Source organism: Streptomyces sp. NPDC022910, assembly GCF_055561075.1.
Window position 1 is genome coordinate 1 of record NZ_JBVHHL010000019.1, and the last position, 24,142, is coordinate 24,142.

Here is a 24,142-nt window from a genome sequence, read left to right on the forward strand (position 1 = left end):
TCGGATGGCACACCCCGGCCAGCGTCCACTTCGGCACCGCCGAGGAGGTCCGTGACCAGCGAGCTGTCACCCTCGCCGCCGCATACGTCCGCCACCCCGAACGCTTCGCACGCCGACCCACACCACCCCAGATACCCCAACAGGCGTGGATCAACGACCCAGCAAAGCGGAGGGAACCCGCGCGACAGATCTCATAGCATTACAAGCGTCTCAATTGACTTGACATCCACCGCCCGGCCGGGGTTTAGATTCCGATCCGTACGACTGTGCGTTCTATGGACGTTGGGGGGAACTTGCGTCGAGGGGGGGAGAGGCGTCACATCTCTGTCGGGGGCGGCCCTGGGTCCGGGTGCGGAGTAGGCGACGACGGGCCGCCGTCCGCCACGAGTGACGGCGAGTCAGGGCCACCAGGTGCCGCGTCCGCATTCGTTCGGTTCGTGCAGTTCATCGTGCGCACGCTGCGCGGAGAGTGGCACGGCATCGTCGTCGATCCGGTACAGCAGCTCCTGCGGAGTGGGTTGTCAGGACTCACTTTGGCTTTCGTTGCCGGCCTCGGTGTGATCTTCTTCCACGCGATCGCGCAGCGGCCGACGGGTGCGGTGGCGGTGCGGCTTCTGGGTGGCGTGACCGCAGACCTGCCGCTGTGGCTGGCTCTGCTGCGCACTCCGGTGTCGCTGTACGTCCCGGCCCTCGACCTGCCGGTGTGGGCGGGCATCACCCAGCTGTTCCTGGCCTTCGCTCTCGCCGAACTGGCGCTGGGCCGGGCCCGGACGCTGGCCGTGGCATACCTGACGACACTGGCCGGCACACTCACGGTTCGGCTGATGATCGCACTCGGGCCGGGCTGGTGCGGGTTCGGTCTGCCGCCCGGGATCGGGCAGGTGCTCGACACGGGGCCGTCTGCCGCCGTCGTGGGTCTGTTCAGCTACCTCGCTGTCATCCGGCGAGCTCCCGTCGTGTTCACGCTCACCGGTGGGTCGATGGTCTGGGAGTCGATCGCCGTGCCCAACCTCGCGGGCCGCGAGCACCTGATAGCGGTGGGCGCCGCGATCATCCTGGGTCTGCTCCATGGACGAAAAGGCCGACTGCGGCGGTTGTGGGCCGGCCTGGTGACAAGGGAGACCTTCCGCCGACGAAGCCGCGGCCGGCCGTCGGCGCCCGTGCTCGTTCCGCCTGCGCGCAGGGAGCCGTGCACGTCCGGTTCCGCGCACACGCCACTCAGAGACGACCCGGTCAGTGACTACTGTGAGCCGCACTGAGTATGGACCTCCGCCAGGTAGTCCCGGCACAGTGCGGCGCAGACCGGGCAGCGTCTCGGCAGGCATGTGCCGCAGCACGACACGTGAGCCACGTAGGCTCGACAACTCTCCAGATCAGCCATGACGGCCAGATCTGCGGGGAATCGGGTCTTCCGCACGTCACACCGCTCCGGGGCACCGTGCACCGCCGCCCCGGCACGAGTGCCGGGGGGCACGCACCGAACTCCTTGATGACATGTGCCAAGTCCCCACCCGATCAAGGCACCGGGACGGCGGACCTCCCAGAAAAGCGCCCTCGGTCTGTTTCCCGGTCGACCGGTGCCGTCCCTGCCGCTAGGGCTTGATGCCCACTCCGGTCCACAGGCTGACTTCAGCGTCCGTGGGCTGCTGAGGAGTTGTGGGGTCCTCCTGGTCGGCGTCGGGGCGCCAGCGGTGGCCGACGGTGATGCCTGGGTCGAGCAGCTCGAGCCCCTTGAAGAAGCGGGCGACGTCCTTCTGGGAGCGGAACTGCACGGGTGTCCCGGCGTTGGTGTAGATGGCCGTGACCTTCTCCCAGGTCTGCGGGTCGAAGTCGGGAGTGCAGTGGCTCAGCGCAAGGGCACTGCCCGAGGGGAGGGCGTCCAGCAGCCGGCCAACGATCCCGTACGGGTCCTGGGCGTCGGTGATGAAGTGCATCAGGGCGTTCATCGACAGCGCCACCGGACGGTTCAGGTCCAGCACCTCGGCCAGTTCGCGCGCACCCAGCAGTGAGGCAGGATCGTTGACGTCGGCCTCGATGTACGTCGTACGGCCCTGGGGCGTGCTGCGCATCAGGCGCTCGGCGTACTTGAGGACGAGAGGGTCGTTGTCGGCGTAGACCACCCGCGCCTCGGGGACCACCGACTGGGCCACCTGGTGCAGGTTCGGCTCGGTCGGGATGCCGGTGCCGATGTCCAGCCACTGCCGGATGCCGTGCTCCTGCGCCAGCACCCGGGTGGCGCGGTGCATGAAGGCCCGGTTCTCACGGGCGCACACGAAGATTCCGGGATAGACGGCCGCGACGGTCTCGGCCGCCTGCGTGTCGACCTCGAAATGGTCCTTGCCGCCGAGGTAGTAGTCGTACATGCGGGCCGAGTGCGGCCTGCTGGTGTCGATGCCCCGCGCGGCGTGCGAGTTGGTCATCATCTCCCTTTCGGTGTTCGTACGTGGTGTACATCGGGTGTGCGAGGCGGGTCGAAGCCGGGACCGACCCCGAGCCCTCCCGCTCGTCGGATGGTTCAGCCGGCCGTCAGGTGGTCGGCCAGGCCCTTCTTGACCCCCGCGACGAACGCGGTGATCTCCTGTGGCGTGTAGATCAGCGCGGGACCGGCGGGATCGGTCGACTGCCGCACCGCCACGCGGCCGTCCGCCAGTTGCTTGGTTTCCACGCACTGGCCCCCGTTGGGGCCGCTCCAGGGGCACTCCCAGCCCTGCTCGCCGAGGTCCGAGGCGGGCATACCGTTGTAGACAAGGCCGTCGATGATGCTCATGAGTACTCCTTGCGCATGCGGTTCAAGAGCGCCTTGCTGTCCGCGGACGAGGTCAGCAGGGACATCCGGTTGTGCGCCTCGAGATGGGCGACGACGTCCGAGCGCTGATCCAGGTACACGGAGGCGGAGAGGATCTCGCTGTAGACGATGTCGGGCAGCTCGGGCTCCTCGAACCGGAAATAGGTGAACGGCGCGCAGGCACCGACGTGGGCGCCGGCGGTGAACGGAACGATGTCGAGGCTGATGTGGTCGAGCTCCGAGAACTCCAGCAGCCGGTCGATCTGCTCCCGCATCACCTCGTGATCGCCCACCACCCGGTGGAGCACGGCCTCCTCCATCACCACCCACAGAGTGGGCGCGTCCGGTCCCTCCAGCAGTCTCTGGCGGCGCAGCCGCAGATCCACGCGCCGCGCCAGTTCCTCTTCGCTCTCGTTCGGGAAGCCCCCGTGCAGCACGGCGCGCGCGTACCCGTGCGTCTGCAACAGCCCCGTGACGTAGTGGGGCTCGTAGGTGCGCAGGGTCTTCGCGCCGGACTCCAGGCTCACGTACGCGGTGAACCAGCTGGGCAGCACATCGCGGTACACGTGCCACCAGCCGGGCTCGTTGGCCTGCTCCGCGAGGGCGACGAACTCGTCGATCTCCTGCTGGTCGGCCCCGTAGGTCTGCAGCAGCTTCTCCACATAGAGGGGCTTGAGGCCGACCTCCGCCTTCTCCAGGCGGCGGATGGTCAACGGCTTGACGCGCAAGGCCTTGGCGGCGTCCTCCAGCGACACCCCCGCGCCCTGCCGCCTCTCCTGCAGCCGTCGACCGAGGATCATGCGGAGAACGGTGGGTGCACTGGTGCCGGAACCCGAACGAGCCTCGCTCACGCCCTACCTCCTGAGGACTGTCACCGGTACGAGTCTGACAGCCACTTGGTGATGCCACCAGGCGGGTACCGTCATTCTGAAATTATCAGGGAGACGGTTGCAGCGTGAACTGAACTGCGAGCATAGTTAGTTGTGTGAGCGAACTCGCCGGCGTCAACACGTCCCCGGTCAACGCCCCGCACACCAAGCGGAGTTGCTGGCCTGCTCCGGCGTTCGAGCCACAGGCCGCCCCAGAAGACCTCGCCCGGACCGGTCCGTTGCTCACCTTCCCCGTCTGCCACCCCCCATGGAAGGCGACCGCCGTGTCCCCCCACACGACTCCCTCCCCCCAGCTCTTAGACACCGAAAGCGCTCACCGGGCGTACCGGCTCGAGCTCCCCGCGCACCGGTCCAGCGTCGGAGTCGCGCGACACTCCACCGACACGTGGCTGACCTCCCGGCACCTGCCCGCCGAGGTCGTCGACGACGCCGTTCTCCTTGTGTCCGAACTCGTCACGAACGCCGTCATCCACACGCGCAGCACGCGGATCCTCTGCGGTGTCCAGCTGATCACGGACACGGGACTCCGCCTCGAGGTGCACGACGAGGACGTGACGGGTCGCGATTTGTCGCGACGTCGGCCGGGCGTCGACGACGAGTGCGGCCGTGGCCTCCTGCTCGTGCAGGAGATAGCGGACTCCTGGGGGGCGGACCGGTCGACGCTCACCGGGGGCAACGCCGTATGGGCGACCCTCTCTTTCCCTTCCGAAAACCGGTGGACTCGAGCGCCTGGAGCGTCCTAGCGTTCGCCGATGTCGGAGTTCCAACTGCCTGACGGGGTGCGTTCGATGACGGTCCAGGCGTCCGCGGCCGGCCACGGTCGGCTGCCTTCCGCAACCGCAACGACCTCATCGGACGTAAGGAACCCCGCAAGTGGATCTTCCGCGTAGCATCGTCATCAGCGAAAGCCGTCACCGCATTCACAACCCCTTCACCAGCGAGAAGCTGGCCTCCCTCGGGCGGGCGTTGGACCTCGCGCCGGGAACGCGGGTGCTCGATCTGGCGAGTGGATCGGGCGAGATGCTGTGCACCTGGGCCCGCGACCACCGGATCACCGGGACCGGAGTCGACATCAGCACCGTGTTCGTCGACAAGGCGCGCGCCCGTGCCGCCGAACTGGGTGTCACCGAGCAGGTCGCGTTCATCCACGGCGACGCCTCCGGGTATGTGGCGGACGAACCGGTGGACCTGGCCGCCTGTATCGGAGCCACCTGGATCGGCGGCGGCGTGGCAGGGACGGTCGAACTGCTGCGACGCAGCCTGCGGCCCGGCGGCATGATGCTGATCGGCGAACCGTACTGGCGTCGGGAGCCCCCCGACCAGCAGACCCTCGCGGCCTGCCGCGCTGGCGACAAGGGAGACTTCCTGCCTCTGGCCGAGTTGATCGACCGGTTCGGCACACTCGGCTACGACGTCGTCGAGATGGTGCTGGCCGACCAGGACAGCTGGGACCGGTACAGGGCCGCACAATGGTTCACCATCCGCCGCTGGCTCGACCGCCACCCCGACGACGAGCTGGCCGGCGAGCTGCGGGCCGAACTCTCCACAGCCCCAGCCCGCTTCGCCCGCTACGAGCGTGAGTACCTCGGCTGGGGCGTCTTCGCGCTCATGGTCCGCTGACGTCGCACATCAGGGTCCGGCAGCCACGCGCGCACCGTGAAGCCACGCCGCGTCGGATCACCGCACCTGGCGCCGAAGCGAGTGTCGGGACCAGCGCACGCCGAACAGGATGAAGTCGGCCGCGAGGACGACGATGCCGATGAACAGGAGGTACGACAGCCCCTCCGCCACCGCGCCGATGAGTCCGAGGATGATCGCCGCGAGGAGCAGGAACAGGAAAAGCGCCATGAATGAACACATCCTCCGACCCGGTGCTGCGGATGCCGAGTGTTCGCGATGATCAGCGAGCCGGTCAGGGTTCGGGCAACCCACGGTCGGGCTGCTCAGCGGCGCGCGGGCAGTTCGGCGGCGCGCCGGCTGTTCAGCGGCGCGCGAGGCGGCGTCCGTGGTGGGCGCCGGGTTCGTACTTCCTGTCGTAGTGCTTGAAGATCTCTTCTTCCCGCTCGACCGGCAGGACGTCGTCCATGCCCATGGACGGCGCCTTCTTCACCTCGCCTCGGGAGTGCGCCACCTTCACGTAACCAGGTCCCAGGGTGGCCTCGTCGAGGGGGACGAAGACCAGCCGGTGCCGGGTCGGCAGTCCGGTGCGCACGGTGGCCATGGCCGGCGCGTCGCTGGTCGTGTCCACGTACACCGCTTCAAGGGCCCCGATCTTGTGTCCGTTGGGGTCGACCACGTCGCGGTTGCGCCACTCACGTATATCGGCTGAATGGATCATGGCCTCGCTCCTTGCGGCCCATCGGCCTCCCGCAGGCACTCACGTCGACAAAGGAGTGGCTGCGCGAGGACTACCACCTCTTCACTTTACTCCGGCCGACATCTCATCGCGCGGTTGACCTGGCCTTTTTCGCATGCGAGGGTCCAGCGGCTCGCGACGGCCCGACCCTGCCGTCGCTGCCTTTCAGCGCAGGTCGGGAGGCTTCCAGCAAGCGCATGGTGCTGGAACCGGCTGGAAGATTGTCGACCGGTCGCCTAATTTACCGTGGACGGCGGCCAGAGCGCCGGCCACTGAACCCTGTGCCCGGGCGCCGAATGCGGCGCCCGGGCGGTTCACCTCCGAAGGCCCCGACACGTGGCGAAGTGGTCGACAGCGGCGAAGACCGTTGACACGGTGGCCAACCGGTTGACCACGCCGTCCTGCTCGCCGGAGACGCACAGGGGCAAGGGGAGAAGTGAACGGTGCGAACCGACTGATGCATGGGCGTGGCGGCGGTTACGCTCGGGGTGTGACCGAGGACGAGCACGGCGGGCCCGGGCTGCCGAACGGCGCACGCGGCCCCGGCGAGGGTGGAGAGCCGCCCGACCGCATCGAGCAGGGGAAGACCTTTTTCGAGCTCGGCACGGACGGACCCAAGGTCATCATGGCCGGGGTCGACGGCTCCGACTCCTCCTGGCGGGCCGCTTCCTACGCCGCGGGTCTCGCGCGCCGCCAGGGGGCGCTGTTGGCGCTGGTGTATGTGCAGCCGATCGCGACCTCACCTGCTCCTGGCGTCATGGGGGCCATGGCGGAAACGACCGCGCAGATCGCGGAGGAGATCGTCGAGCAGGCACGCAGGGACACCGAGAAGCTGGGCCAGGTCTTCCATGTGCGCTGGGAGTTCCACACCTTGCGCGGGGACCCCTACAGCGGCCTCGTGAGGACGGCGGACGACTTGCGGGCCGACGCCGTTGTCGTCGGCGCCTCGGAGCAGGCGGGGCACCGGTTCATCGGTTCGCTTGCGGTCCGCCTGGTCAAGGCGGCCCGCTGGCCGGTCACGGTGGTTCCCTGACGGGCGCATGCTGTGACCACTGTGTCAGTTCTGAGACCTCTGCGGTTGTAGGTGGTTTCGTGGCTCATGTGACTCACGATGAAGGAGACGGGCTGTGGGGTCCTTCGTCTTGCCGGGACATGGCCACCGGGGGATCACGAGTGCTAGAAATGTCCCATGGCGAAACGTCTCGCCCCGTTTAGACGAATATCGCTTCGTTCGCTGGCCGGCAGGAGCCCGCGAAGCGTCGCGGGGCAGGTGTTCGTACTGCAGGTGGCGCTGGTCGTGCTGCTTGTGCTGTGCGCCGTCTTCGCTCTCGTCCTGCAGTCGGAACGGGAAACCGGCGCCGAGGCCAAGCGCCGCTCCATAGCCGTCGCCCAGACCTTCGCGCACTCTCCGGGCATCGTGTCGGCGCTGCAGACTCCCGACCCGAGCAGAGAGCTCCAGCCGCTCACCGAGGCGGGGCGCAAGTCCGCGGGTGTCGACTTCATCGTGGTGATGGACACCCACGGCATCCGGTACACCCACCCCCTCCCGAGCCGGATCGGAAAGCGCTTCGTGGGCACGATCGGGCCGTCCTTGGCCGGGAAGGTCTATACGGAAAGCGTCCATGGCCCGCTCGGCCAGGAGGTACAGGCCACCGTTCCCGTCAGGAACGCCGACGGCAAGGTGGTGGCCCTCGTCTCCGCCGGGCTGAAGGTCAAGAACGTGGCCAGTCAGGTGGGCCGGCAACTGCCCATCATCCTGGGCGCCGGTGCCGGGGCGCTCGTGGCGGCCACCGGCGTGACCGCCCTGGTGAGCAGGCGGCTGCGGCGGCAGACCCACAGTCTGGCCCCGGCCGAGATGACCCGTATGTACGACCACCATGACGCGGTGCTGCACTCCGTGCGCGAAGGGGTGCTCATCGTCGGTGACGACGGGCGCCTGCTTCTCGCGAACGACGAGGCCCGACGGCTGCTGGAGCTGCCCCCGGACGTCGAGGGTCGGCACGTGGCGGAGCTTTCGACCCTCGACCCCGAAACGGCCGCGCTGCTCATCTCCGGCCGGGAGGCCACCGACGAGGTGCACTTCGCCGGGGAGCGGCTGCTGGCGGTCAACCAGCGGCCCACCGATCGCGACGGAGGACCCAAGGGAACGGTGGTGACGCTGCGCGACTCCACCGAACTGCAGGCGGTGTCCGGCAGGGCGGAGGTCGCCCGTGAGCGGCTCAAACTGCTCTACGACGCGGGACTGTGCATCGGAACCACTCTCGACGTGGTCCGCACCGCCGACGAGCTGGCCCAGGTCGCGGTCCCCCGCTTCGCCGACTTCGTCACTGTCGACCTGGCCGACGCCGTGCTGCGCGGAGAGGAGCCGGCCGCCACGGCAACGGACATGCGACGTACCGCCGTGTGCGGCATTCGGGACGACCACCCGCTCTACGAAAAGGGTCGCCTGATCAATTTCATCCCTTCCACGCCTCAGGCGCGCGGCTACGGCACCGGCCGCTCCGAGCTGGTGACAGACCTGTCCACTGCCACGGGCTGGCACGCCCAGGACCCGCAGCGCACCAAGGCGATCATGGACTACGGAATCCACTCGCTCATCGCCGCCCCGATCAAGTCCCGGGGCGTGGTGCTGGGCATGGCCAACTTCTGGCGCTCCAAGCGGCACGACCCCTTCGACGAGGAGGAGCTGTCGCTCGCGGAGGAGCTGGTGGCCCGTGCCGCGGTCAGCATCGACAACGCCCGCAGGTACACCCGGGAGCACGCCCTGGCGGTCACCCTCCAGCGCAGCCTGCTGCCGCGAGCCCTGCCCGAGCAGAGCGCCCTCGAGGTCGGCTACCGCTACCTGCCCGCCCAGTCGGGAGTCAGCGGAGACTGGTTCGATGTGATTCCCCTGCCGGGGAGCCGGGTGGCGCTGGCCGTCGGCGACGTGGTCGGGCACGGCCTGCACGCCGCCGCCACGATGGGACGACTACGGACCGCGGTGCACAACTTCTCCACGCTCGATCTGCCCCCCGATGAACTGCTGAGCCATCTGGACGACCTGGTCGGCCGCATCGACCAGGACGAGTCGAGCGCGGAGGCGGCGGGAGTGGTCGGCGCCACCTGCCTGTACGCGATCTATGACCCTGTGACGCGCCGCTGCGCCATGGCGCGCGCGGGGCACCTGGCCCCCGCGCTGGTCCACCCCGGTGGAAGCGTCCGGTTCCCCGACCTGCCGGCCGGACCGCCGCTCGGCCTCGGTGGCATGCCGTTTCAGACGGCCGAACTGGACCTCGAAGAGGGCACCCAGCTCGTTCTCTACACGGACGGTCTCATCGAGGACCGCAAGCGTGACCTGGACGAGGGGATGGAACTCCTGCGCGAGGCGCTGGCGGGCCACCCCGACCGGCCGCCGGAGGAGACCTGCCAGGCCGTGCTGGACGAGCTGCTGCCCGCGCGGGCCAAGGACGACGTCGCTCTGCTCGTCGCCCGGACCCGGGCCCTGCCGCCCGACCGGGTCGCCGACTGGGACGTGCCGCGTGATCCGGCCGCCGTATCGGGTATGCGCGTCGCGGTGTCCGACAAACTCGAGGAGTGGGGCCTGTCCGAGCTCGGCTTCGGCATGGAACTCATCCTGAGCGAGCTCATCACCAACGCCATCCGCTACGGCTGCGAGCCGATTCACGTCCGGCTGATTCGGGACCGCATGCTGATCTGCGAGGCGGCCGACGGCAGCAGCACCTCACCGCATCTGCGGTACGCCGCGACGACCGACGAGGGAGGCCGTGGTCTGTTCCTGGTGTCGCAGATGGCCGAACGCTGGGGCACGCGCTACACGCCCCAGGGCAAGGTGATCTGGGCCGAGCTGGTGCTCCCGGGGACCAGCGGGGATTCCGTCCTCACGTGGTCCGATGTGAACGAGACCTAGTACCAGGTGTCGGTTTTGAGGCAAAAAACGCCGCCAGGAACCCGCATGCCCTGCTGAGCGAGGATGTGTGCCCTCTGGTTTCGACGCGCCCCGCGGGAACCTGCCGGGACGAGAACACCGACGTCGATGCTGCGGGCCGGAGCGCCCCGGAGACCCTCCCAGGGATCGGTCAGCTCGCGCTCAGTGACCTCCACGTGCGCCCCCTGTCGACACGCCTCAAGTCTTTGCTGCGCCCGAGCTTCCTACTTCTGGGCCGCCGATTCCGCACACGAGCCCAAACCTTCACCCGCACCGGTTCCCACCGAGCACCCCTCCTGCACCGACCGATCCCTGGCAGGCGCCCGCAGAAGCTGTGACGATGGTTTGAAGCCCTACCACGCGAGGGCGGGCTGGGAGATGACATGCCGATCAGCCGGGTGGGACTCGTCGTGCACGGAGGCCGTCCGGAAGCGGTTGCCGGAGCGGAGACCGTGCGTGAGTGGTGTGCGCGGCGCGGCATCGGCTGCGTCGACATCGACGTGTGGCAGGGCCAGGGAAGCCGCCACAGCGCCCGTGAGGAAGTGCGGGCCGCGGGCAGTCCGGATCTCATCGTGACACTCGGCGGAGACGGCACGTTCCTGCGCGGAGCGCGCATCGCCGCTCAGAAGGACATCCGGGTGCTGGGCGTCGACCTGGGCAAGGTCGGCTTTCTGACCGAGACCCCGGTCACCGACGTGGAGCGGGCGCTGGACGCCGTGCACGCGGGCAAGTCCGAGTGCGAAGAACGCATGACGCTCACGATGCGGGCCTCGCGGCTGCTCGAGGTTCCCGCTCAGATGGAGCAGGTCCTGTGCTATGGGCGAGGCCCGGCGCTTCCGCCCCCACAGCCGCAGACCGATCCGGGTGAGGACGATTCGTGGGGGATCGCACTGGACGTCACCGCCCTGAACGACATCGTCGTGGAGAAGCTGGCACGGGACCGCCAGGTCAGTGTGGGCGTCTACATCGCCGGTCGGCTACTGGCCTCGTACTCGGCCGACGGCGTCATCCTCGCCACCCCGACCGGCTCGACCGCCTACAGTTTCGCCGCGGGGGGCCCGGTGCTCTCCCCCCGGATGCGAGCGGTGGTCTTCACTCCCGTCGCCCCGCACATGGCATTCAATCGCACGGTGATCGCCAACGCGGACGAACCGATCGCCCTGCGCGTGCTGCCCCACTCGGGGCGCGCCGCGGTCAGTGTCGACGGGCAGCCACGCGCCGTCCTCGAGCCCGGCGACTGGATCGGGGTGCTCGCTGCACCGCGGCCCCTGCGTCTGGTCAGGCTCAGCCCCGCCAACTTCTATGGCCGATTGCGCGAGCGCATGAGGCTCACGGACGCGCCGGCGACGGCTGCGGACGGTGAAGCAGCACCCATGTTCCGGCCCGCGAGTCCGGTACCCGACGAGCTGCGCCATTTCCAGCTCCCGCCGGCACCGTGACAGCCCGTCGTATGAGCGGGAATGTCTGCGGGGTCCGTCTGGTTGAACGAGCCGTGGTGGTGAAGGGGACAGTGTCCCCGGGCCTCACCCATAGCCCATGAGGACGATCGTTCGGCTGAAGCCTCATGGAGCACCTCGCCGCGTAGGCGACCGCCCTTCACGACCACACCTCTCGTTGCGTAGCCCCGGCCGGTATCCGGCGGGGGCTGCTGTCGGGCGCGGCGCGTGGATGAGTGCAAGGCGTGGCGGTTCCCCGCGACGCGTCGGGAATGCGGTGACGGGATCCGTTGTTGACCGTGTGACTGACATGAGCGGGTCAAGCTCCCCCGCGGGATGTCGGCGAAAAGGAGGACCTCATGGCACGCACCACAGTGCGTCCCGTCGTCAGACTGAAGTCGACGGCAGGGACCGGCGTCACCTATGTGACGCGCAAGAACCGTCTCAACGATCCGGACCGGCTGGTCCTGCGCAAGTACGACCCGGTGGTCGGCAAGCACGTCCCCTTCCGCGAGGAACGCTGAACCAAGCCGTCCGCCACCCGGCGGACGGCCATGAGGAGGGAAACCCCATGAGGCCCGGTATTCACCCCGTCTCCCGCCCGGTCGTCTTTCGCGACCGCGCCGCGGACTTCGCTTTTCTGACCCGTTCGACCGCCCACTCGACCCGGACGATCGAGTGGGAGGACGGCAACAACTACCCGCTGGTCGACGTCGAGATCTCGTCGGCCAGCCACCCCTTCTACACCGGAACCTCGCGGGTCGTGGACACCGCGGGCCGGGTGGAGCGTTTCGAGCGGCGTTACGGCCGCGCGGCATCGGCCCGCGGCTGACCACGACCGGGTAGCCCGAGCAGAAGGAGGAGACAGGCATGAAGGTGCGCAACTCGCTGCGCTCACTGAAGTCCAAGCCCGGGGCCCAGGTGGTGCGCCGCAGGGGTGTGACGTTCGTCGTCAACAAGAAGAACCCCCGCTTCAAGGCGCGCCAGGGCTGACCGTCCGAGCGCAACAGCGCAGGCTTCGGTACGCACTCATGCGGAGCCTTCCGCCGGGCGGGTGACCCGCCCCGCGATCACACGCCGCTGTTCGGCCCCGGCCGGTGTCACCACCGACCGGGGCCTTGCCGCTCTCCAACCGGCGGATCGTCTGGGAGATGTGCCCCACAACCGGGACCCGACGCGGAACAGCAGGCGCAGCGGCAGGCGTTACCGTGACAGCGTCACACGAATGATCAAGGTGGATCAGCATGCACGGCGAGTACAAGGTGCCCGGGGGCAAGCTGGTCGTGGTCGATCTCGACGACCACGACGGCGTACTGCGCAACGTCCGCGTCGCCGGGGACTTCTTCCTCGAGCCGGACGAGGCGCTCCTCGCCGTGAACCGGGCTCTCGAAGGCACTCCGGTCGCCACGGAGGCCGCCGAGCTCGCCCTGCGGATCGAGGCAGGGCTCCCCGAGGGAACCGTCATGTACGGCCTCACTCCGGAGGGCGTCGCCATCGCCGTACGCCGTGCTCTCGCCCAGGCGACGGACTGGACCGACTACGACTGGCAGCTCATCCACGAGCGGCCTCAGCCTCCCGCCCTGCACATGGCGCTCGACGAGGTCCTCACCGCGGAGGTCGCCGCGGGGCACCGTCCGCCGACGCTCCGGGTCTGGGAGTGGGGTGCACCCGCCGTCGTCATCGGCAGCTTCCAGTCCCTGAGCAACGAGGTCGACGCCGAAGCCGCACAACGCCACGGCATGACCGTGGTCAGGCGCATCTCGGGCGGAGGGGCCATGTTCGTGGAACCCGGGAACACCATCACGTACTCGCTCTCCGTCCCGGCCTCCCTGGTGTCCGGCCTGTCGTTCGCCGACTCCTACGCCTACCTCGACGACTGGGTGCTGGGCGCCCTCGACGACATGGGCATCAAGGCCTGGTACCAGCCCCTCAACGACATCGCCACCGACGCCGGCAAGATCGCCGGAGCCGCACAGAAGCGCGTGGTGGGCCCCGACGGTTCGGGCGCGGTGCTCCACCACGTGACCATGTCCTACGACATCGACGCCGACAAGATGCTCGAGGTGCTCCGCATCGGCCGGGAGAAGCTGTCAGACAAGGGCATCCGCAGTGCCAAGAAGCGTGTCGACCCGTTGCGGCGGCAGACCGGTCTCTCCCGGGAGGCCGTCATCGATCGTATGATCCGTTCATTCCGGGCGCGCTACGGCCTCTCCGCCGGCCATGTCACCGGGCAGGAGCTCGAGCGTGCCGAGGAACTGGCCGCCACCAAGTTCTCCTCGCCGGAGTGGACGGCCCGGGTGCCGTAGATCTTGTCTCGTACGAGCCGGCCCGTGCCCTGGTCGGCGACGGTGCGGCGCTGTGTTCCGCAACGGTCAGGTGCAGGACGCCGCCGACCGGCTCTACCGCGGCCTGGAGGTCGCCGTGCACTGTGGCGCCGAGGCCCACCCCGGTGTCCAGATGCGGACCTGCGGCCATGTTCAGAGCTGACTGCGGCCAACCAGACCGCTCACTGCCCGACGAAAACGCTCAGTCACGCCCTCGGCCTTCGCCTCGCGAGTGCCGAACTCGTCGATCCTCTCGGTGATCGCCGGGAGGCCCGCCTTGGTGGCCGGGATCTTGATGAGCGTGTTCGGGCGGTCGACCAGCCAGGCGTGCTCCCGGCCTCGGCGACGGTGGCCCGGGTGTTGTGCGCTGGCCCACCAGACGGTCCTCGCGTGTTCGAATTATCGTTCGATAGGGTGGTGTGTGGGAGGTGGGTGTCATGACCGCGGGCGCGACGGCACGCGACGTGTCGACGGTGATGCATGTGCGCTGCCCCGACCGCCTGCCGGAGGAGATCTACCGGCAGGTCCTGGAGCAGCTTGCCGAGCTCTCCCCGGTCGTCCAGGCCCTGCCGCCGTCCGCGGCTCTGGTGGAGCTGAAAGGGGCACTGCGCTATCACGGCGCCGACGCCCGGAGGCTGGGAGAGGTGCTGCGGGTGCGTACGATCTCCCGCCTCGGTGTGGACGTGCGCGTCGGGATCGGCCCGTCGATCACCGTGGCGGCCACCGCCTCCGGCCGGATCCACCCGCCCGGAGGCGTCCTCGCCGTCGACCCCGCCGATGTCGCCGAGTGGCTGGGACCGCTGCCCGTGGAAGCCCTCCACGGTATCGGTCCCCGCCAGGCCAAGGTCCTGCGGGACTCCGGCATCCACTGTGTCGGACTGCTCGCCGCCGTGCCCCTGGCCACGGTGCAACGCCTGCTGGGCGGCAGGAGCGGCCGTCTGGCGGCCGAACGGGCCCGCGGCATCGACCCACGCCCGGTGATTCCCCGTGCCCTTCCCCCCTCCGCCACCGTGAACTGCACCTTTGCCCGGCACACCCTTGACGGCGCCGAAGTCCGAGCGGCCCTGCTGGAACTGGTGGTCCAGCTCGGACATCTGCTGCGCCACCGTGGCCAGGCGGCCCGAGGCCTCACGCTGACGCTGCGGTTCGCCGGGGGCGGTCGCTGGGACAGGACCCGCCGCCTTCCGGAGGCCTCCGCACACGACGACGATCTGCGCACCCTGGCGTACCGGTTGATGGATGCCGCGGGTCTGCAGCGAGGCAGGCTGACCGGGATCGCGCTGAAGGCCGAGGACCTGATGGCCGCCGACCAGGTCGCCCGGCAGATCAGCCTGGACGGGGCCCGCGAGGCCCGGCTGCTCGCCGAAGAGGTCAGCGACCGCATCCGTGACAGGTTCGGCCCCGGCGTGATCGGCCCGGCCGCTACGCTCCGCCACGTCTCCTGATCGTCCGATCGGCGACGGCGCCCTGCTGCGCGGACGGGCTCCGGCCCCGGCGCGAAGGGCCTGTTGATGCTGCCCTACTCCGCAGGCGAGCAGACCCCGGTCGCCGACCCGGACACCGCGGGTTGATCGCCGGACTGACCGTGGAGCACTTTCCGGCAGGGGTTCTGACCCACGGGCGTGACCCGGCGGCCCGCCCGCTCCTGGGCTGTCAGCTCACGCGCTCCGCCCGGTGCCTGATCCGTGCAGCCTTACCTCGGCGGGCAGCGCCGCAAGTTGGGCGGAGTCACGGGCGCGGCGGAGCGACTCGGTGGTCAGGCAGTGCAGCGCGTCCGGCTTCGCACCAAGCAGCGGGGTCACCGTTCACCGAACGGTGACCCCGCTGGAGGTGTCTCGCTCGTCAGTCCTTGAAGACGTCCTTGGTCTTTTCCTTCGCCTGGCGCGCGTCACCCTTCGACTTCTTGGCCCGGCCTTCGGCGACCATCCTCTCGTTGCCCACCGCGCGGCCGACCGCCTCCTTGGCCTTTCCCTTGGCCTGTTCCATCTTCGCCTTGGCCTTCTGCTCTCCAGCCACCGTCGCTCACTCCAGTCGTGTCCGACTTCGGTGTCACCACCTCGGGTGATCCTCGGCGCGGAACGCAAACATCGGAGTCTCCCCAGCCCGGGGCGCCCGGCATGGCCGCGGCGCCGCGGCCGTCGCCTCAGCGGTAGCGGGCGGCCACTTCGGCCAGCTGATCGAGTTTCTCCAGCGTCTCGCGCTCGGGCTTCGTCGGCAGGTAGAACAGCAGCCGCTCGACTCCCAGAGCGATATAGCCATCGATCCGCTCGGGGTCGCCGGGAACCGCGTACACCGTCACCGCAACGTCCCGGCCGGCAAGGGAACGCAGCCGCTCGATCTGCGGACCCAGCTTGTCCGGGGGCACGCTGTTGGCCAGCCAGGCGTCACCCAGCTGCACCACTCGGGGGAACGCGCCCTCGCCCCCACCGACGTAGATCGGCGGATGCGGTCGCTGGACGGGCTTGGGCCAGGAGAAGACGGGGCCGAAGTTCACGAACTCGCCATGGAACTCGGCCTTCTCCGTGGTCCACAACTCTCGGATGGCACGCAGACGCTCGTCGGTGAGCCGGCCGCGGGTCGAGGGGTCAGCGCCGTGGTTCCTCATCTCCTCACGGTTCCAGCCGACGCCCACGCCGAAGATCGCACGGCCGTCCGAGATCAGATCGAGTGAGGCCACCTCCTTGGCCGTGATGATCGGGTCGCGCTGCGGAATCAGCGCGATTCCGGTGGCCAGCAGCAGCCGCTCGGTCACCGCGCTGATCGCACTCAGGGCGACGAAGGGATCGAGAGTGCGGTAGTAGATCTCCGGCAGCTCACCGCCGCCCGGATACGGGGTTCGGCGGTCCACCGGGATGTGCGAGTGCTCGGCGATGAACAGCGAGTCGAAAGCTCGCTCCTCCAGCGCCTTGCCGAGCGGGACCGGGCGGATGCCCTGGTCGGTGATGAAGGTCGCGATTCCGAATTTCACGGCGCCTCCGTCGAGGGGCGAGTAGGTCGGCGTACAGGGACGTCACCGGACCAGGGCCTCGATGACGGTGGGGTCGTTCAGTACGGACGTGCACCAGGCGAAGTGGGGCCGCGAGGGGGTCACACCTGGCCATCGCGTCGGCGGCCCGACACAGCAGCAGGTCCTCCCAGCGGCCGACACGCCGGTCGACGAGGTCTGTCAGGGCGGAGCCGAAGGAGGTCTGCCCCTCGCACAGTGGGCTTTCCCCGTCCAGGACGGGCAGCCGCTTCACCTCGCCGACGTCGTGGGCGGCCGCGAGACCACGCAGAACGCCGACCAGGCAGTCGACTGCTTCCGGCAGCACCTCGGGTCGCCGGTGCGGACCTTGCCCGCCAGCGGTTCGCCGGTCAGCTCCCGCTGCGGGGTCGTCGGAGCGCCGGCGATGTCCTCCCCGGCGAGGATCTCCGGCGCATCGAACGGCAGATGCCCCGTGGCATCCGCGTAGAAACGCTGCATCCACTCAGTCCCACAGCGGATAGGTCACCGCTTGTCCGAAGCCCTCCGGCCTGCCGTTGGTGTAGACGAGACTCATCTGGGTGTAGTGCTGCATCTGTGGGTGCTTCTTCCAGGGCTCGGGGTGGTCGAGCCGCACGATGACCGGGTACGAATGGAACTTGCCCGCTGCACAGTACGGCTTGCAGTCGTTCACCATGTTGAAGCCCTTGGCCTCCGCCGAGTTCGGGCCCCAGTGCGACCAATGGAGTGAGGCGAGTCGGCTGTTGCCGTCGCCGCAGGCGATCATGAAATCGCCGGGGTGCACTTGCGGGTGCCACAAACAGTCGACAAGCACGGGCCGTCCGGGGTCCTGTTCCACGGCGTGCCCGCCCGGCGGTGCCGCCGTCGGGGAGGCGGAGGCCGTACCCATGGCCGCCACGAGCGCTGCGGCGGCACAGAGGGTGACCGCTGTACTGACTGTGTGTTTCGGCATATCCGCTCCCGGCCGCCTGACTCCGGACCCATGCGCCCGCGCCTGATTGTTTCCGTCACGACGCTACGACTGTGTCAGGGGATGCACCACTTGTACCCCAAAAGTACCGGCGAATCGGTGCGCCCACGCGCAGGATCCGACGCGACCCTTCTGGGTACCCGAGCCCTCACCGGACGGCCAGGTGCGAGGTATCGGCGCTGGCAAGAGACGGGAGGCCATGGTTCATGTCGGACGTGAAGCCGTACTCCGCCGTACCGAGCCACGGTAGGCGCGGCTCGGAAACGGAGCCGGTGAGTGAGCTGGTGCAGCAGGCCGTGCAACAGCTGACGACGCTGATGCGCGGCGAACTGAAGCTGGCGCAGGCGGAGATGAAGGAGAAGGGCGGGCGCTATGCCAGGGGCGGCGGGCTCTTCGGCGGTGCCGGAGTGGTGGGCATGCTCACGCTGCAGGCCCTGGTGGCCACCGCGATCGCCGCTCTGGCGGTGGTGCTGCCCGTGTGGACGGCCGCACTGGTCATGACGGCGCTGTTGGCCGCGATCACCGCGGTCATGGGGCTGATCGGGAGGAAGCAGATCAGCCGGGCCGCACCGCCCACCCCAGAGCAGACGATCGACAGCGTCAAGGCCGACGTTGCCGAGATCAAGGAGAGTGCACATCGATGAGCAAGTCATCGCAGAGTGAGCAAGCCGCCACCAGCCCCCAGGAGTTGGCGAAGCAGGTCGAGCAGACCCGCGAGGAGCTCGGCCGGACGGTCGCGGCGCTGGTCGGCAAGGCGGATGTGAGGGCGCGGGCCCGGGAGGCGGTGGCGGACGTCAGGTCGCAGGCCGGCGTCAAGGCCGAAGAGCTGAGGGCCAGGACCGCCGAGGCGGTCCACCGGGTGCAGGAGAAGCTGCCCGAGTCGGTGAGGGACAAGACCGTTGAGGCCGCCGACCAGGCCTGGGCCAAGGCAGGGCGGGCCGGGCGCATGCTGCAGCACAAGACGGCCGAACCGGTACGCCGGAAGGCGGCCGGGGGAGCCCAGGCGATACGCGGCAACCGCACGATGATGCTGTCGGCCGCTGCGGGTGTCGCGGTTGTGTGGCTGGCGTTCCGCCGCAGGAAGAGCTGAGCGCACCAAAGCCTCGACGACCGCCATCTCGCCGTCGTCCGCGCCCCCGCGTCATCGCGACACCGCGATCCTGAGGGGGCTGCGGCGGCCTCTTGTTCGCAGAGGCGGTGGGCTTGGGCCAGCAGTGTGCCGTACGTTGCCATCTGATCGGGATCGTGTCCTTTCCCGGCCCGGTCGCACACGAGCGGCGGCGCTGGTTGACGCGCAGCCTCTCCCTGCTCCAGCCGAGCGTGCCGCGGGCCTGGTCGACCAGGCGTTGCAGCGCAGGCCCGCTCGTGCCGCGCGCCTGCCTCGTGGACGTCCCACCGCCCGTCGGCGGGTCCCTGGGCCACCGCCTGCGGAATGTCGTGCGTCTCCCCGGCGGCTCCTCCAGGGCGGCGCGTGTGTTGCGCAGATACACCGGAGGCCGGGCCCCGCACACGCTCGCCGTGCGGTCTCGGTGCTGCCGGCCATGGTGACCCCTGCCTTTTCATGATCGTGGGTGTCGTGCCGGTCGTCCGCCGGTCCGAGAACGGCGGGAAGTTCGTTCGTGCCGGAGCCGTGGGCGCGAACGCCGCCTGCCGGGTCAGCCAGTGGTCCCCATGCGGTGCTTGGAGTCTGCCATCGGGCCCGGCCATGCGGCCGGCGCCACTGCTTGTGGTCCGCCGGCCGTCGGGCGGGGGCCGAGGCGGCTCTCCGTATGCGAGCGGTTGTCCGGCCAGAGCTGATCACGTCGTACTCCGGTCAGGTGCACCGCTGAGGTGGGGGCGCGGTCGGCCGTCGCAACGACGAGGGCTTGGGACAGGTGTTCGAGGCTGTTCTCGAGCGTCTCCAGAAGCTGCTCGTCCCGGTGGCGCAGTGCGCCCAGCAGGTCCATGGCCTTCTCGTCGTCGGCGAGGGCGGCGATGCTCTCCCCGACCCGGCAGGCCGCCAGCGCCTGGGCGGCGGCCGCGTACTCGCCCTCGATGGTCTTCAGCAGCCGGCGCCCGGTGGCCGGACGCCCGCCGTACAGGACGCCGTCAGCGATCACCGCACCGGCCTCCAGAGGTATGCGCGCCGCGCGGACGGCGCCTGACACGAGAGTGCGGACGAGTGCGGTGGTGTCGCACAGCAGGTGGCGAGGGCGGATGGCACGTACGTGGTCGTCGATGCGGGCTATGTAGCGCAGGGCGTCGGCGAGGTGGTCTTCCACGGCGCGGCGGTGCGGACCGACGGGGGTGACGGCCATGTCCGCCCGGAACCTGTCGATGACCGCGGCGTGGGCATCCCGGGCGTCTTGTAGTGCCGGGATGAGCGCGTGCGTCGTCACTGTCATTTGCCGTACTTCCTTGTGTGGCGTCCTGGGACGGCGGGGTGGGGCGATGCCCCGCGGAACGGATGCCCGGCTTGGGCGGGCCCCGCGACCAGCGTGTGGGACCGGGCTGAAGATCGCCCGGCGGCCTTTCCGCCCCGCGCAGGGCCGACACACGCTTCAGGCAGCGAAATCCGCATGCCGACCCGCGCCGGACCAAGCGGTTCTTCGATGGTCCGTCCGAGTGGCTGCTGTGCCAGGCGTGGCGTAGAGGACGGGTGCTCCGCGGGGTCCCTTGACTTCGAGCGCACGCGAAGTCGTAGCGTTCACATCGTGTCCGCACCGACCACGCGGCGCGGGCGCATCGTGCATCGCCGCGGCTCGGCCGCCGGGATGCCGATTCACGGGATCCGTTGCTCCATGGAGCTGAAAAGGGCCCGCCGGGTTTCAATGCGGTGAGGCGGGCTCCGAGCCCATCGAACGGAAGAATGCGACCGCAAGGAAGGCTGGAAGGAACATGAAGCAGCGCACGCTGCGGGATCTGGAGGTTTCGGCCATCGGTCTCGGCTGCATGGGGATGTCCGCCTTTTACGGCTCCGCCGATGAGGGGGAGGGCATCAAGACCATCCAGCGCGCCCTTGAGCTGGGTGTCAACTTCCTCGACACCGCCCAGATGTACGGCCCGCTCACGAACGAGATGCTGATCGGCCGCGCGATCAAGGGGCACCGTGACGAGTACGTGATCGCTACGAAGTTCAACTACCGGATGGACAACGCCGTTCCGGGGGACATGAGCACCGTCGGGCGGCAGGACGGCTCGGCGGAGCACGTACGCAGTTCGATCCACGGCTCGCTCAAGCGGCTCGGGACCGACTACGTGGACCTCTACTACCAGCACCGTGTCGATCCCGCCGTGCCGATCGAGGAGACCGTGGGGGCGCTGGCGGAGCTGGTCGGGGAGGGCAAGGTGCGACACATCGGTCTCAGCGAGGCGTCGGCGGAGACGCTCCGCCGCGCGAACGCCGTCCATCCGATCACGGCGGTGCAGACCGAGTACTCGCTGTGGACGCGCGACCCGGAGGCCGAAGTGCTGCCCACGTGCCACGAGCTCGGGATCGGGTTCGTTCCCTATTCGCCGCTGGGACGCGGCTTCCTCGCGGGCCGGTTCGCCTCTCCGGACGAGCTCGACGAGGGCGACTTCCGGCGCACCGGCCCGCGCTTCACCGGTGAGAACCTCAAGGCGAACCTCAGGCTCGCGGAGAAGGTGAAGGAAATCGCCGCGGAGAAGGGCGTCACGCCGGCGCAGCTCGCGATCGCCTGGGTACTGGCGCAGGGCCAGGACCTGGTCCCGATTCCGGGCACCAAGCGCCGCACCTACCTTGAGCAGAACGTTGCCGCGGTCGACGTCGAACTGACCAAGGACGATCTCGCGCGCATCGACGCCGAGCTCCCCGAGGCGGCCGGACAGCGCTACGACGAGGCCGGGATGTCGGCCGTGGACCGCTAGCCGGCCCTGTCGTCGAACTTCCCGCCTGCCGGCGCCGTCTGGTGCGCCCTTCGGGCGGGCGATGGCAGGACCTGGGCGGCGAGCGCGATGCTCGTGCCGCGCTCCTGGTCCTGCCGTTGAACGGCCGGGCGGCACCGGCTGCGCGAGGACGCCCGCCGGCGCGACGCCGCATGAGCCCCCGGCGTTCGGCCGTCGATGAACAGCCGGTCCGCCGGGCCGGGTTTGCTAGCCTCCGGACATGACTGATCACCGCTCGGTCGACGTGGGAGGGATCCGGCTGGCCTATCGAGTGTCGGGCCCGTCGTCTGCGTCGCCGCTCGTCCTGTTGCACGCCCTGGGGGAGGACGCCGCCGACTGGGACGTGGTGGCGCCTTTCCTCGCGCAAAGCCGACGGGTCTACGCCCTCGATCTCCGCGGTCACGGCCGGAGCGGTCGGTCGGTGGACTACTCGCTCGAACTCATGCAGGCGGATGTGCTCCGCTTTCTGGACGAGCTCGGACTCGGCCGGGTGGACCTGGTGGGGCACTCCATGGGCGGCGTCGTGGCCTACCTGCTCGCGTCGGAACGCCCACAGCGAGTGGCCCGGCTCGTCCTGGAGGATGTTTCGGTTCCACGTCCTCGAGAGCCGACCACTCCGACCAAGCCCGACGGCGAGTTGCCTTTCGACTGGGGCATGGTGTTGGCCGTCAGGAGGCAGATCGACACGCCGGATCCCGCGTGGCTGGAGCGGCTCAGCCGGATCACCGCCGAGACCCTCGTCCTCGCCGGTGGCCCCCACAGCCATGTGCCCCAGGCCGGTGTCGCCGAGTTGGCCCAGCGCATCCTCGGCGGACGGTTGGTCACCATCCCGGTCGGGCACCTCATCCACAACGCCGCACCGGAGGCATTCACGGAGGCGGTTGCGGCCTTCCTGGGACTCAAGGGCGACTTCCGTACTGCCCGCCGCTCATGACGGCCGAACCGGCCTGACGATCTGCCAACTGGCCGCTCATTCACCTGAATTCAAGGCACCATGGCGGCTCTCGGGATCGCCGCTGTCACATCCCCGCGAAGGCGTGGACGCCGCTCCGCCACGACACCCCTGGTTCCGCCCGCGCACACGCCCGGCGTCGACGGTCGGCCGACGTCGGGGGTCCTGAGCTCGTCGGCGGCGTCAGTGGTCCCCACCATGTTCAGCCGTGTCCCGCCGGTTGGCGTGGAAGACACCTGCCTACAAAGGAGATGGTGCGTTGCCGGATGAGGAGACGTCGAGCACGGCGCGGCGATGCGGCCCGCGCGACCCCGCCACGATGAGATCCTGGTCTTCTTCGTCGAATCGCGCGCCACACCACACCGTCGGGTGCAGCGTGTCCACGGTGACGGTGGTCGTACGGCCGCCGAGGCGAGTCGCCCCGTCCGCGCTCTCGCTCAGGGAGTCACGCGAAGGGAGCCGATGGGGCCCGGTTCCTCCGGTTCCGGCTCCTGACGCGCCAGCCACTTTGCGAGGGTGCGGGCGATCGGCTGGCCCGTGTCCAGCTCCACGAACCCGAACTGGCCCGACTGGTTGCACTCCAGGAACCACCAGATCCCGTCGGCGTCCTCCACGAAGTCGAAGGCACCGTAGGCCAGTTCTGCCTGGCGCAGATAGTCGTGCACGGATGTGGCGATGCGCGGCGGTACGTCGACGGGTTGCCATGGGTCGGTGGACGGGGCGAATCGGACATCGACGTGGTCGTCGTCCGGGGCGGCCGGTTTGCGTGCAGCCAGGAGCCGGTCGCCGACGGCGGTGAGGCGGATGTCGGCGCGCTTGGCGATCCGCCGTTGCAGCAGCGTCGGACCGAATGCGACGGCGGTGAAGTCGGCGTCCGGGGCGATGCGGCTCGTGGGCACGGCCTGGGGTGGGTCCTGTGGGTGTGTGCCGGAGACGGGCTTGACCACGAGATCGGGGAAGCGATCGGCGAAGTCCCGGGCGGCCTGCGGAAAGGTCGTGATCAAGGTGGCCGGTACGGCGAGTCCGGCGCGCTGGGCGAGACGGAGCTGCCAGGGCTTCTGACGGGCCCGGCGGGCCGCGTCGGGGCGGTTCATCCAGCGCGCGCCGGTGGCGTGCAGCATCCCGTACAGGGCCTGCGAGGACTCCTCGGTCAGCCAGGCCGAAGGCTCGGCGACCCGCGCGGCCGGAACTCCGGGCCTGCGTACCCATATGGACCGCAGCCCGCTCGTGCTCACCAGGCGGCCGCCGGCGCACAGATGTCCGTGAAAGGAGCCGTGCGCGTACTCGCCGGAGAGAGCGACACCGCCGGGAAGGTCCGCGGGGTCGAGCCGGACCACCGGGACACCGGCTCCGCTCAACTCGGCCACCACCATGTCCGCCGTCACATCCTGTTCACAGGTGAGGATCAGCACGGTCATCGTCGACGGTCCGTATTCAGTCGTCGAAGTGGGTCTTCGAGCCCGCTGTGGAGGTCGTGGCGCCCCATTCTCGCAACACTGCGTATTCGTCGGCGGCGATACGTCCGTCAGCGAGCACGTTCAACTGCAGTCTGGAGTCGTAGCTGTACGGAGCGCTGACGTCCGAATCTTCGGCACGGCGAGCATAGTTGAGTGCGAACGGCCGCATCGTCTCTCCT

At 69.3% G+C, this 24,142-nt stretch carries 28 protein-coding genes and 3 pseudogenes; 17 read left to right on the forward strand and 14 right to left on the reverse strand.

All coding sequences use genetic code 11. The features are described from left to right. Together ACZ3TS_RS19540 and ACZ3TS_RS19545 are read left to right on the forward strand one after the other, a co-directional pair. A pseudogene (locus ACZ3TS_RS19540) lies at positions 1–197 on the forward strand (IS3-like element ISAar44 family transposase); the annotation flags it as partial. 240 nt (positions 198–437) lie between these two features. Further along, positions 438–1,259 carry a hypothetical protein gene (locus ACZ3TS_RS19545; RefSeq protein WP_467619399.1) on the forward strand — a complete coding sequence of 274 codons (822 nt, stop codon included), beginning with the start codon at positions 438–440 and terminating at the stop codon, positions 1,257–1,259. 333 nt (positions 1,260–1,592) lie between these two features. On the opposite strand, the gene ACZ3TS_RS19550 is transcribed toward ACZ3TS_RS19545, so the two are convergent. The 3 genes from ACZ3TS_RS19550 to ACZ3TS_RS19560 form a co-directional block, all read right to left on the reverse strand. After that, positions 1,593–2,420: an SAM-dependent methyltransferase gene (locus ACZ3TS_RS19550; RefSeq protein WP_467619401.1), complete on the reverse strand. Its 828-nt coding sequence runs from the start codon at positions 2,418–2,420 to the stop codon at positions 1,593–1,595. A gap of 95 nt (positions 2,421–2,515) precedes the next feature. Next, entirely contained in the window at positions 2,516–2,767 is a 252-nt protein-coding gene (locus tag ACZ3TS_RS19555) for a DUF397 domain-containing protein (RefSeq protein ID WP_467619403.1), read from the reverse strand. Further along, the gene (locus tag ACZ3TS_RS19560) at positions 2,764–3,636 is read right to left on the reverse strand and encodes a helix-turn-helix domain-containing protein (protein ID WP_467619405.1); all 873 of its coding nucleotides are present in this window, start codon (positions 3,634–3,636) and stop codon (positions 2,764–2,766) included. Before ACZ3TS_RS19560 ends, ACZ3TS_RS19555 begins: the two co-directional genes overlap by 4 nt. Before the next feature lie 134 nt (positions 3,637–3,770). Between ACZ3TS_RS19560 and ACZ3TS_RS19565 the strand changes: the two genes are divergently transcribed. After that, the gene (locus ACZ3TS_RS19565; RefSeq protein ID WP_467619407.1) at positions 3,771–4,418 is read left to right on the forward strand and encodes an ATP-binding protein; all 648 of its coding nucleotides are present in this window, start codon (positions 3,771–3,773) and stop codon (positions 4,416–4,418) included. Between the two features lie 130 nt (positions 4,419–4,548). Beyond that, positions 4,549–5,295 (forward strand): SAM-dependent methyltransferase, encoded by a 747-nt coding sequence (locus tag ACZ3TS_RS19570; protein ID WP_467619408.1) that lies wholly within the window; start codon positions 4,549–4,551, stop codon positions 5,293–5,295. A gap of 57 nt (positions 5,296–5,352) precedes the next feature. On the opposite strand, the gene ACZ3TS_RS19575 is transcribed toward ACZ3TS_RS19570, so the two are convergent. Continuing rightward, positions 5,353–5,523 (reverse strand): hypothetical protein, encoded by a 171-nt coding sequence (locus ACZ3TS_RS19575; RefSeq protein WP_467619410.1) that lies wholly within the window; start codon positions 5,521–5,523, stop codon positions 5,353–5,355. A 133-nt stretch (positions 5,524–5,656) separates the two neighbouring features. After that, positions 5,657–6,013, reverse strand: coding sequence for a PRC-barrel domain-containing protein (locus tag ACZ3TS_RS19580; RefSeq protein ID WP_467619411.1), 357 nt, complete (start codon positions 6,011–6,013; stop codon positions 5,657–5,659). Positions 6,014–6,656: 643 nt separating this feature from the next. Between ACZ3TS_RS19580 and ACZ3TS_RS19585 the strand changes: the two genes are divergently transcribed. From ACZ3TS_RS19585 to ACZ3TS_RS19620, 8 genes are all read left to right on the forward strand, one after another. Then, positions 6,657–7,064: a universal stress protein gene (locus ACZ3TS_RS19585; protein ID WP_467619661.1), complete on the forward strand. Its 408-nt coding sequence runs from the start codon at positions 6,657–6,659 to the stop codon at positions 7,062–7,064. 156 nt (positions 7,065–7,220) lie between these two features. Next, entirely contained in the window at positions 7,221–9,938 is a 2,718-nt protein-coding gene (locus tag ACZ3TS_RS19590) for a SpoIIE family protein phosphatase (RefSeq protein WP_467619414.1), read from the forward strand. 401 nt (positions 9,939–10,339) lie between these two features. Continuing rightward, complete coding sequence (locus ACZ3TS_RS19595) at positions 10,340–11,395, forward strand: NAD(+)/NADH kinase (protein WP_467619416.1); 1,056 nt, start codon at positions 10,340–10,342, stop codon at positions 11,393–11,395. Between the two features lie 356 nt (positions 11,396–11,751). Then, on the forward strand, positions 11,752–11,916 hold the full coding sequence (rpmG, locus tag ACZ3TS_RS19600; RefSeq protein ID WP_467619418.1) for a 50S ribosomal protein L33: 165 nt from the start codon (positions 11,752–11,754) through the stop codon (positions 11,914–11,916). 47 nt (positions 11,917–11,963) lie between these two features. Next, positions 11,964–12,224, forward strand: coding sequence for a type B 50S ribosomal protein L31 (locus ACZ3TS_RS19605; protein ID WP_467619420.1), 261 nt, complete (start codon positions 11,964–11,966; stop codon positions 12,222–12,224). A gap of 38 nt (positions 12,225–12,262) precedes the next feature. Next, the gene (gene ykgO, locus ACZ3TS_RS19610; protein ID WP_059128114.1) at positions 12,263–12,385 is read left to right on the forward strand and encodes a type B 50S ribosomal protein L36; all 123 of its coding nucleotides are present in this window, start codon (positions 12,263–12,265) and stop codon (positions 12,383–12,385) included. A gap of 251 nt (positions 12,386–12,636) precedes the next feature. Then, the gene (locus ACZ3TS_RS19615; RefSeq protein ID WP_467619422.1) at positions 12,637–13,698 is read left to right on the forward strand and encodes a lipoate--protein ligase family protein; all 1,062 of its coding nucleotides are present in this window, start codon (positions 12,637–12,639) and stop codon (positions 13,696–13,698) included. A 52-nt stretch (positions 13,699–13,750) separates the two neighbouring features. After that, entirely contained in the window at positions 13,751–13,879 is a 129-nt protein-coding gene (locus tag ACZ3TS_RS19620) for a hypothetical protein (RefSeq protein ID WP_467619424.1), read from the forward strand. An 83-nt stretch (positions 13,880–13,962) separates the two neighbouring features. On the opposite strand, the pseudogene ACZ3TS_RS19625 reads toward ACZ3TS_RS19620, so the two are convergent. Continuing rightward, positions 13,963–14,084, reverse strand: a pseudogene (locus ACZ3TS_RS19625) (transaldolase family protein); the annotation flags it as partial. Between the two features lie 69 nt (positions 14,085–14,153). Between ACZ3TS_RS19625 and ACZ3TS_RS19630 the strand changes: the two are divergent. Continuing rightward, on the forward strand, positions 14,154–15,161 hold the full coding sequence (locus ACZ3TS_RS19630) for a DNA polymerase Y family protein (protein ID WP_467619426.1): 1,008 nt from the start codon (positions 14,154–14,156) through the stop codon (positions 15,159–15,161). Between the two features lie 208 nt (positions 15,162–15,369). Here the strand turns inward: ACZ3TS_RS19630 and ACZ3TS_RS19635 are convergent. The 5 genes and pseudogenes from ACZ3TS_RS19635 to ACZ3TS_RS19655 all read right to left on the reverse strand — a co-directional run. After that, a pseudogene (locus ACZ3TS_RS19635) lies at positions 15,370–15,488 on the reverse strand (alkaline shock response membrane anchor protein AmaP); the annotation flags it as partial. A 70-nt stretch (positions 15,489–15,558) separates the two neighbouring features. Further along, complete coding sequence (locus tag ACZ3TS_RS19640) at positions 15,559–15,732, reverse strand: CsbD family protein (protein ID WP_467619428.1); 174 nt, start codon at positions 15,730–15,732, stop codon at positions 15,559–15,561. 127 nt (positions 15,733–15,859) lie between these two features. Then, the gene (locus ACZ3TS_RS19645) at positions 15,860–16,684 is read right to left on the reverse strand and encodes an LLM class F420-dependent oxidoreductase (RefSeq protein WP_467619430.1); all 825 of its coding nucleotides are present in this window, start codon (positions 16,682–16,684) and stop codon (positions 15,860–15,862) included. 267 nt (positions 16,685–16,951) lie between these two features. Continuing rightward, positions 16,952–17,179 (reverse strand): hypothetical protein, encoded by a 228-nt coding sequence (locus tag ACZ3TS_RS19650; protein WP_467619432.1) that lies wholly within the window; start codon positions 17,177–17,179, stop codon positions 16,952–16,954. A gap of 4 nt (positions 17,180–17,183) precedes the next feature. Continuing rightward, entirely contained in the window at positions 17,184–17,651 is a 468-nt protein-coding gene (locus ACZ3TS_RS19655; protein ID WP_467619433.1) for a hypothetical protein, read from the reverse strand. Positions 17,652–17,941: 290 nt separating this feature from the next. On the opposite strand from ACZ3TS_RS19655, the gene ACZ3TS_RS19660 reads away from it, so the two are divergent. Further along, positions 17,942–18,313 carry a phage holin family protein gene (locus tag ACZ3TS_RS19660; RefSeq protein ID WP_467619436.1) on the forward strand — a complete coding sequence of 124 codons (372 nt, stop codon included), beginning with the start codon at positions 17,942–17,944 and terminating at the stop codon, positions 18,311–18,313. Then, positions 18,310–18,759: a DUF3618 domain-containing protein gene (locus tag ACZ3TS_RS19665; protein ID WP_467619438.1), complete on the forward strand. Its 450-nt coding sequence runs from the start codon at positions 18,310–18,312 to the stop codon at positions 18,757–18,759. Before ACZ3TS_RS19660 ends, ACZ3TS_RS19665 begins: the two co-directional genes overlap by 4 nt. 565 nt (positions 18,760–19,324) lie before the next feature. Here the strand turns inward: ACZ3TS_RS19665 and ACZ3TS_RS19670 are convergent. Beyond that, on the reverse strand, positions 19,325–20,053 hold the full coding sequence (locus tag ACZ3TS_RS19670; protein ID WP_467619440.1) for a hypothetical protein: 729 nt from the start codon (positions 20,051–20,053) through the stop codon (positions 19,325–19,327). A 493-nt stretch (positions 20,054–20,546) separates the two neighbouring features. Between ACZ3TS_RS19670 and ACZ3TS_RS19675 the strand changes: the two genes are divergently transcribed. Both ACZ3TS_RS19675 and ACZ3TS_RS19680 read left to right on the forward strand, forming a co-directional pair. Continuing rightward, positions 20,547–21,536, forward strand: a complete 990-nt coding sequence (locus tag ACZ3TS_RS19675) for an aldo/keto reductase (RefSeq protein WP_467619442.1) — start codon at positions 20,547–20,549, stop codon at positions 21,534–21,536. Between the two features lie 238 nt (positions 21,537–21,774). Next, positions 21,775–22,488 carry an alpha/beta fold hydrolase gene (locus ACZ3TS_RS19680; protein ID WP_467619444.1) on the forward strand — a complete coding sequence of 238 codons (714 nt, stop codon included), beginning with the start codon at positions 21,775–21,777 and terminating at the stop codon, positions 22,486–22,488. 455 nt (positions 22,489–22,943) lie between these two features. Here the strand turns inward: ACZ3TS_RS19680 and tgmB are convergent, their stop codons facing one another. Beyond that, on the reverse strand, positions 22,944–23,924 hold the full coding sequence (gene tgmB / locus ACZ3TS_RS19685; protein ID WP_467619446.1) for an ATP-grasp ribosomal peptide maturase: 981 nt from the start codon (positions 23,922–23,924) through the stop codon (positions 22,944–22,946). 16 nt (positions 23,925–23,940) lie between these two features. Beyond that, the gene (tgmA, locus tag ACZ3TS_RS19690; RefSeq protein WP_467619448.1) at positions 23,941–24,132 is read right to left on the reverse strand and encodes a putative ATP-grasp-modified RiPP; all 192 of its coding nucleotides are present in this window, start codon (positions 24,130–24,132) and stop codon (positions 23,941–23,943) included. Positions 24,133–24,142 lie beyond the last annotated feature (10 nt).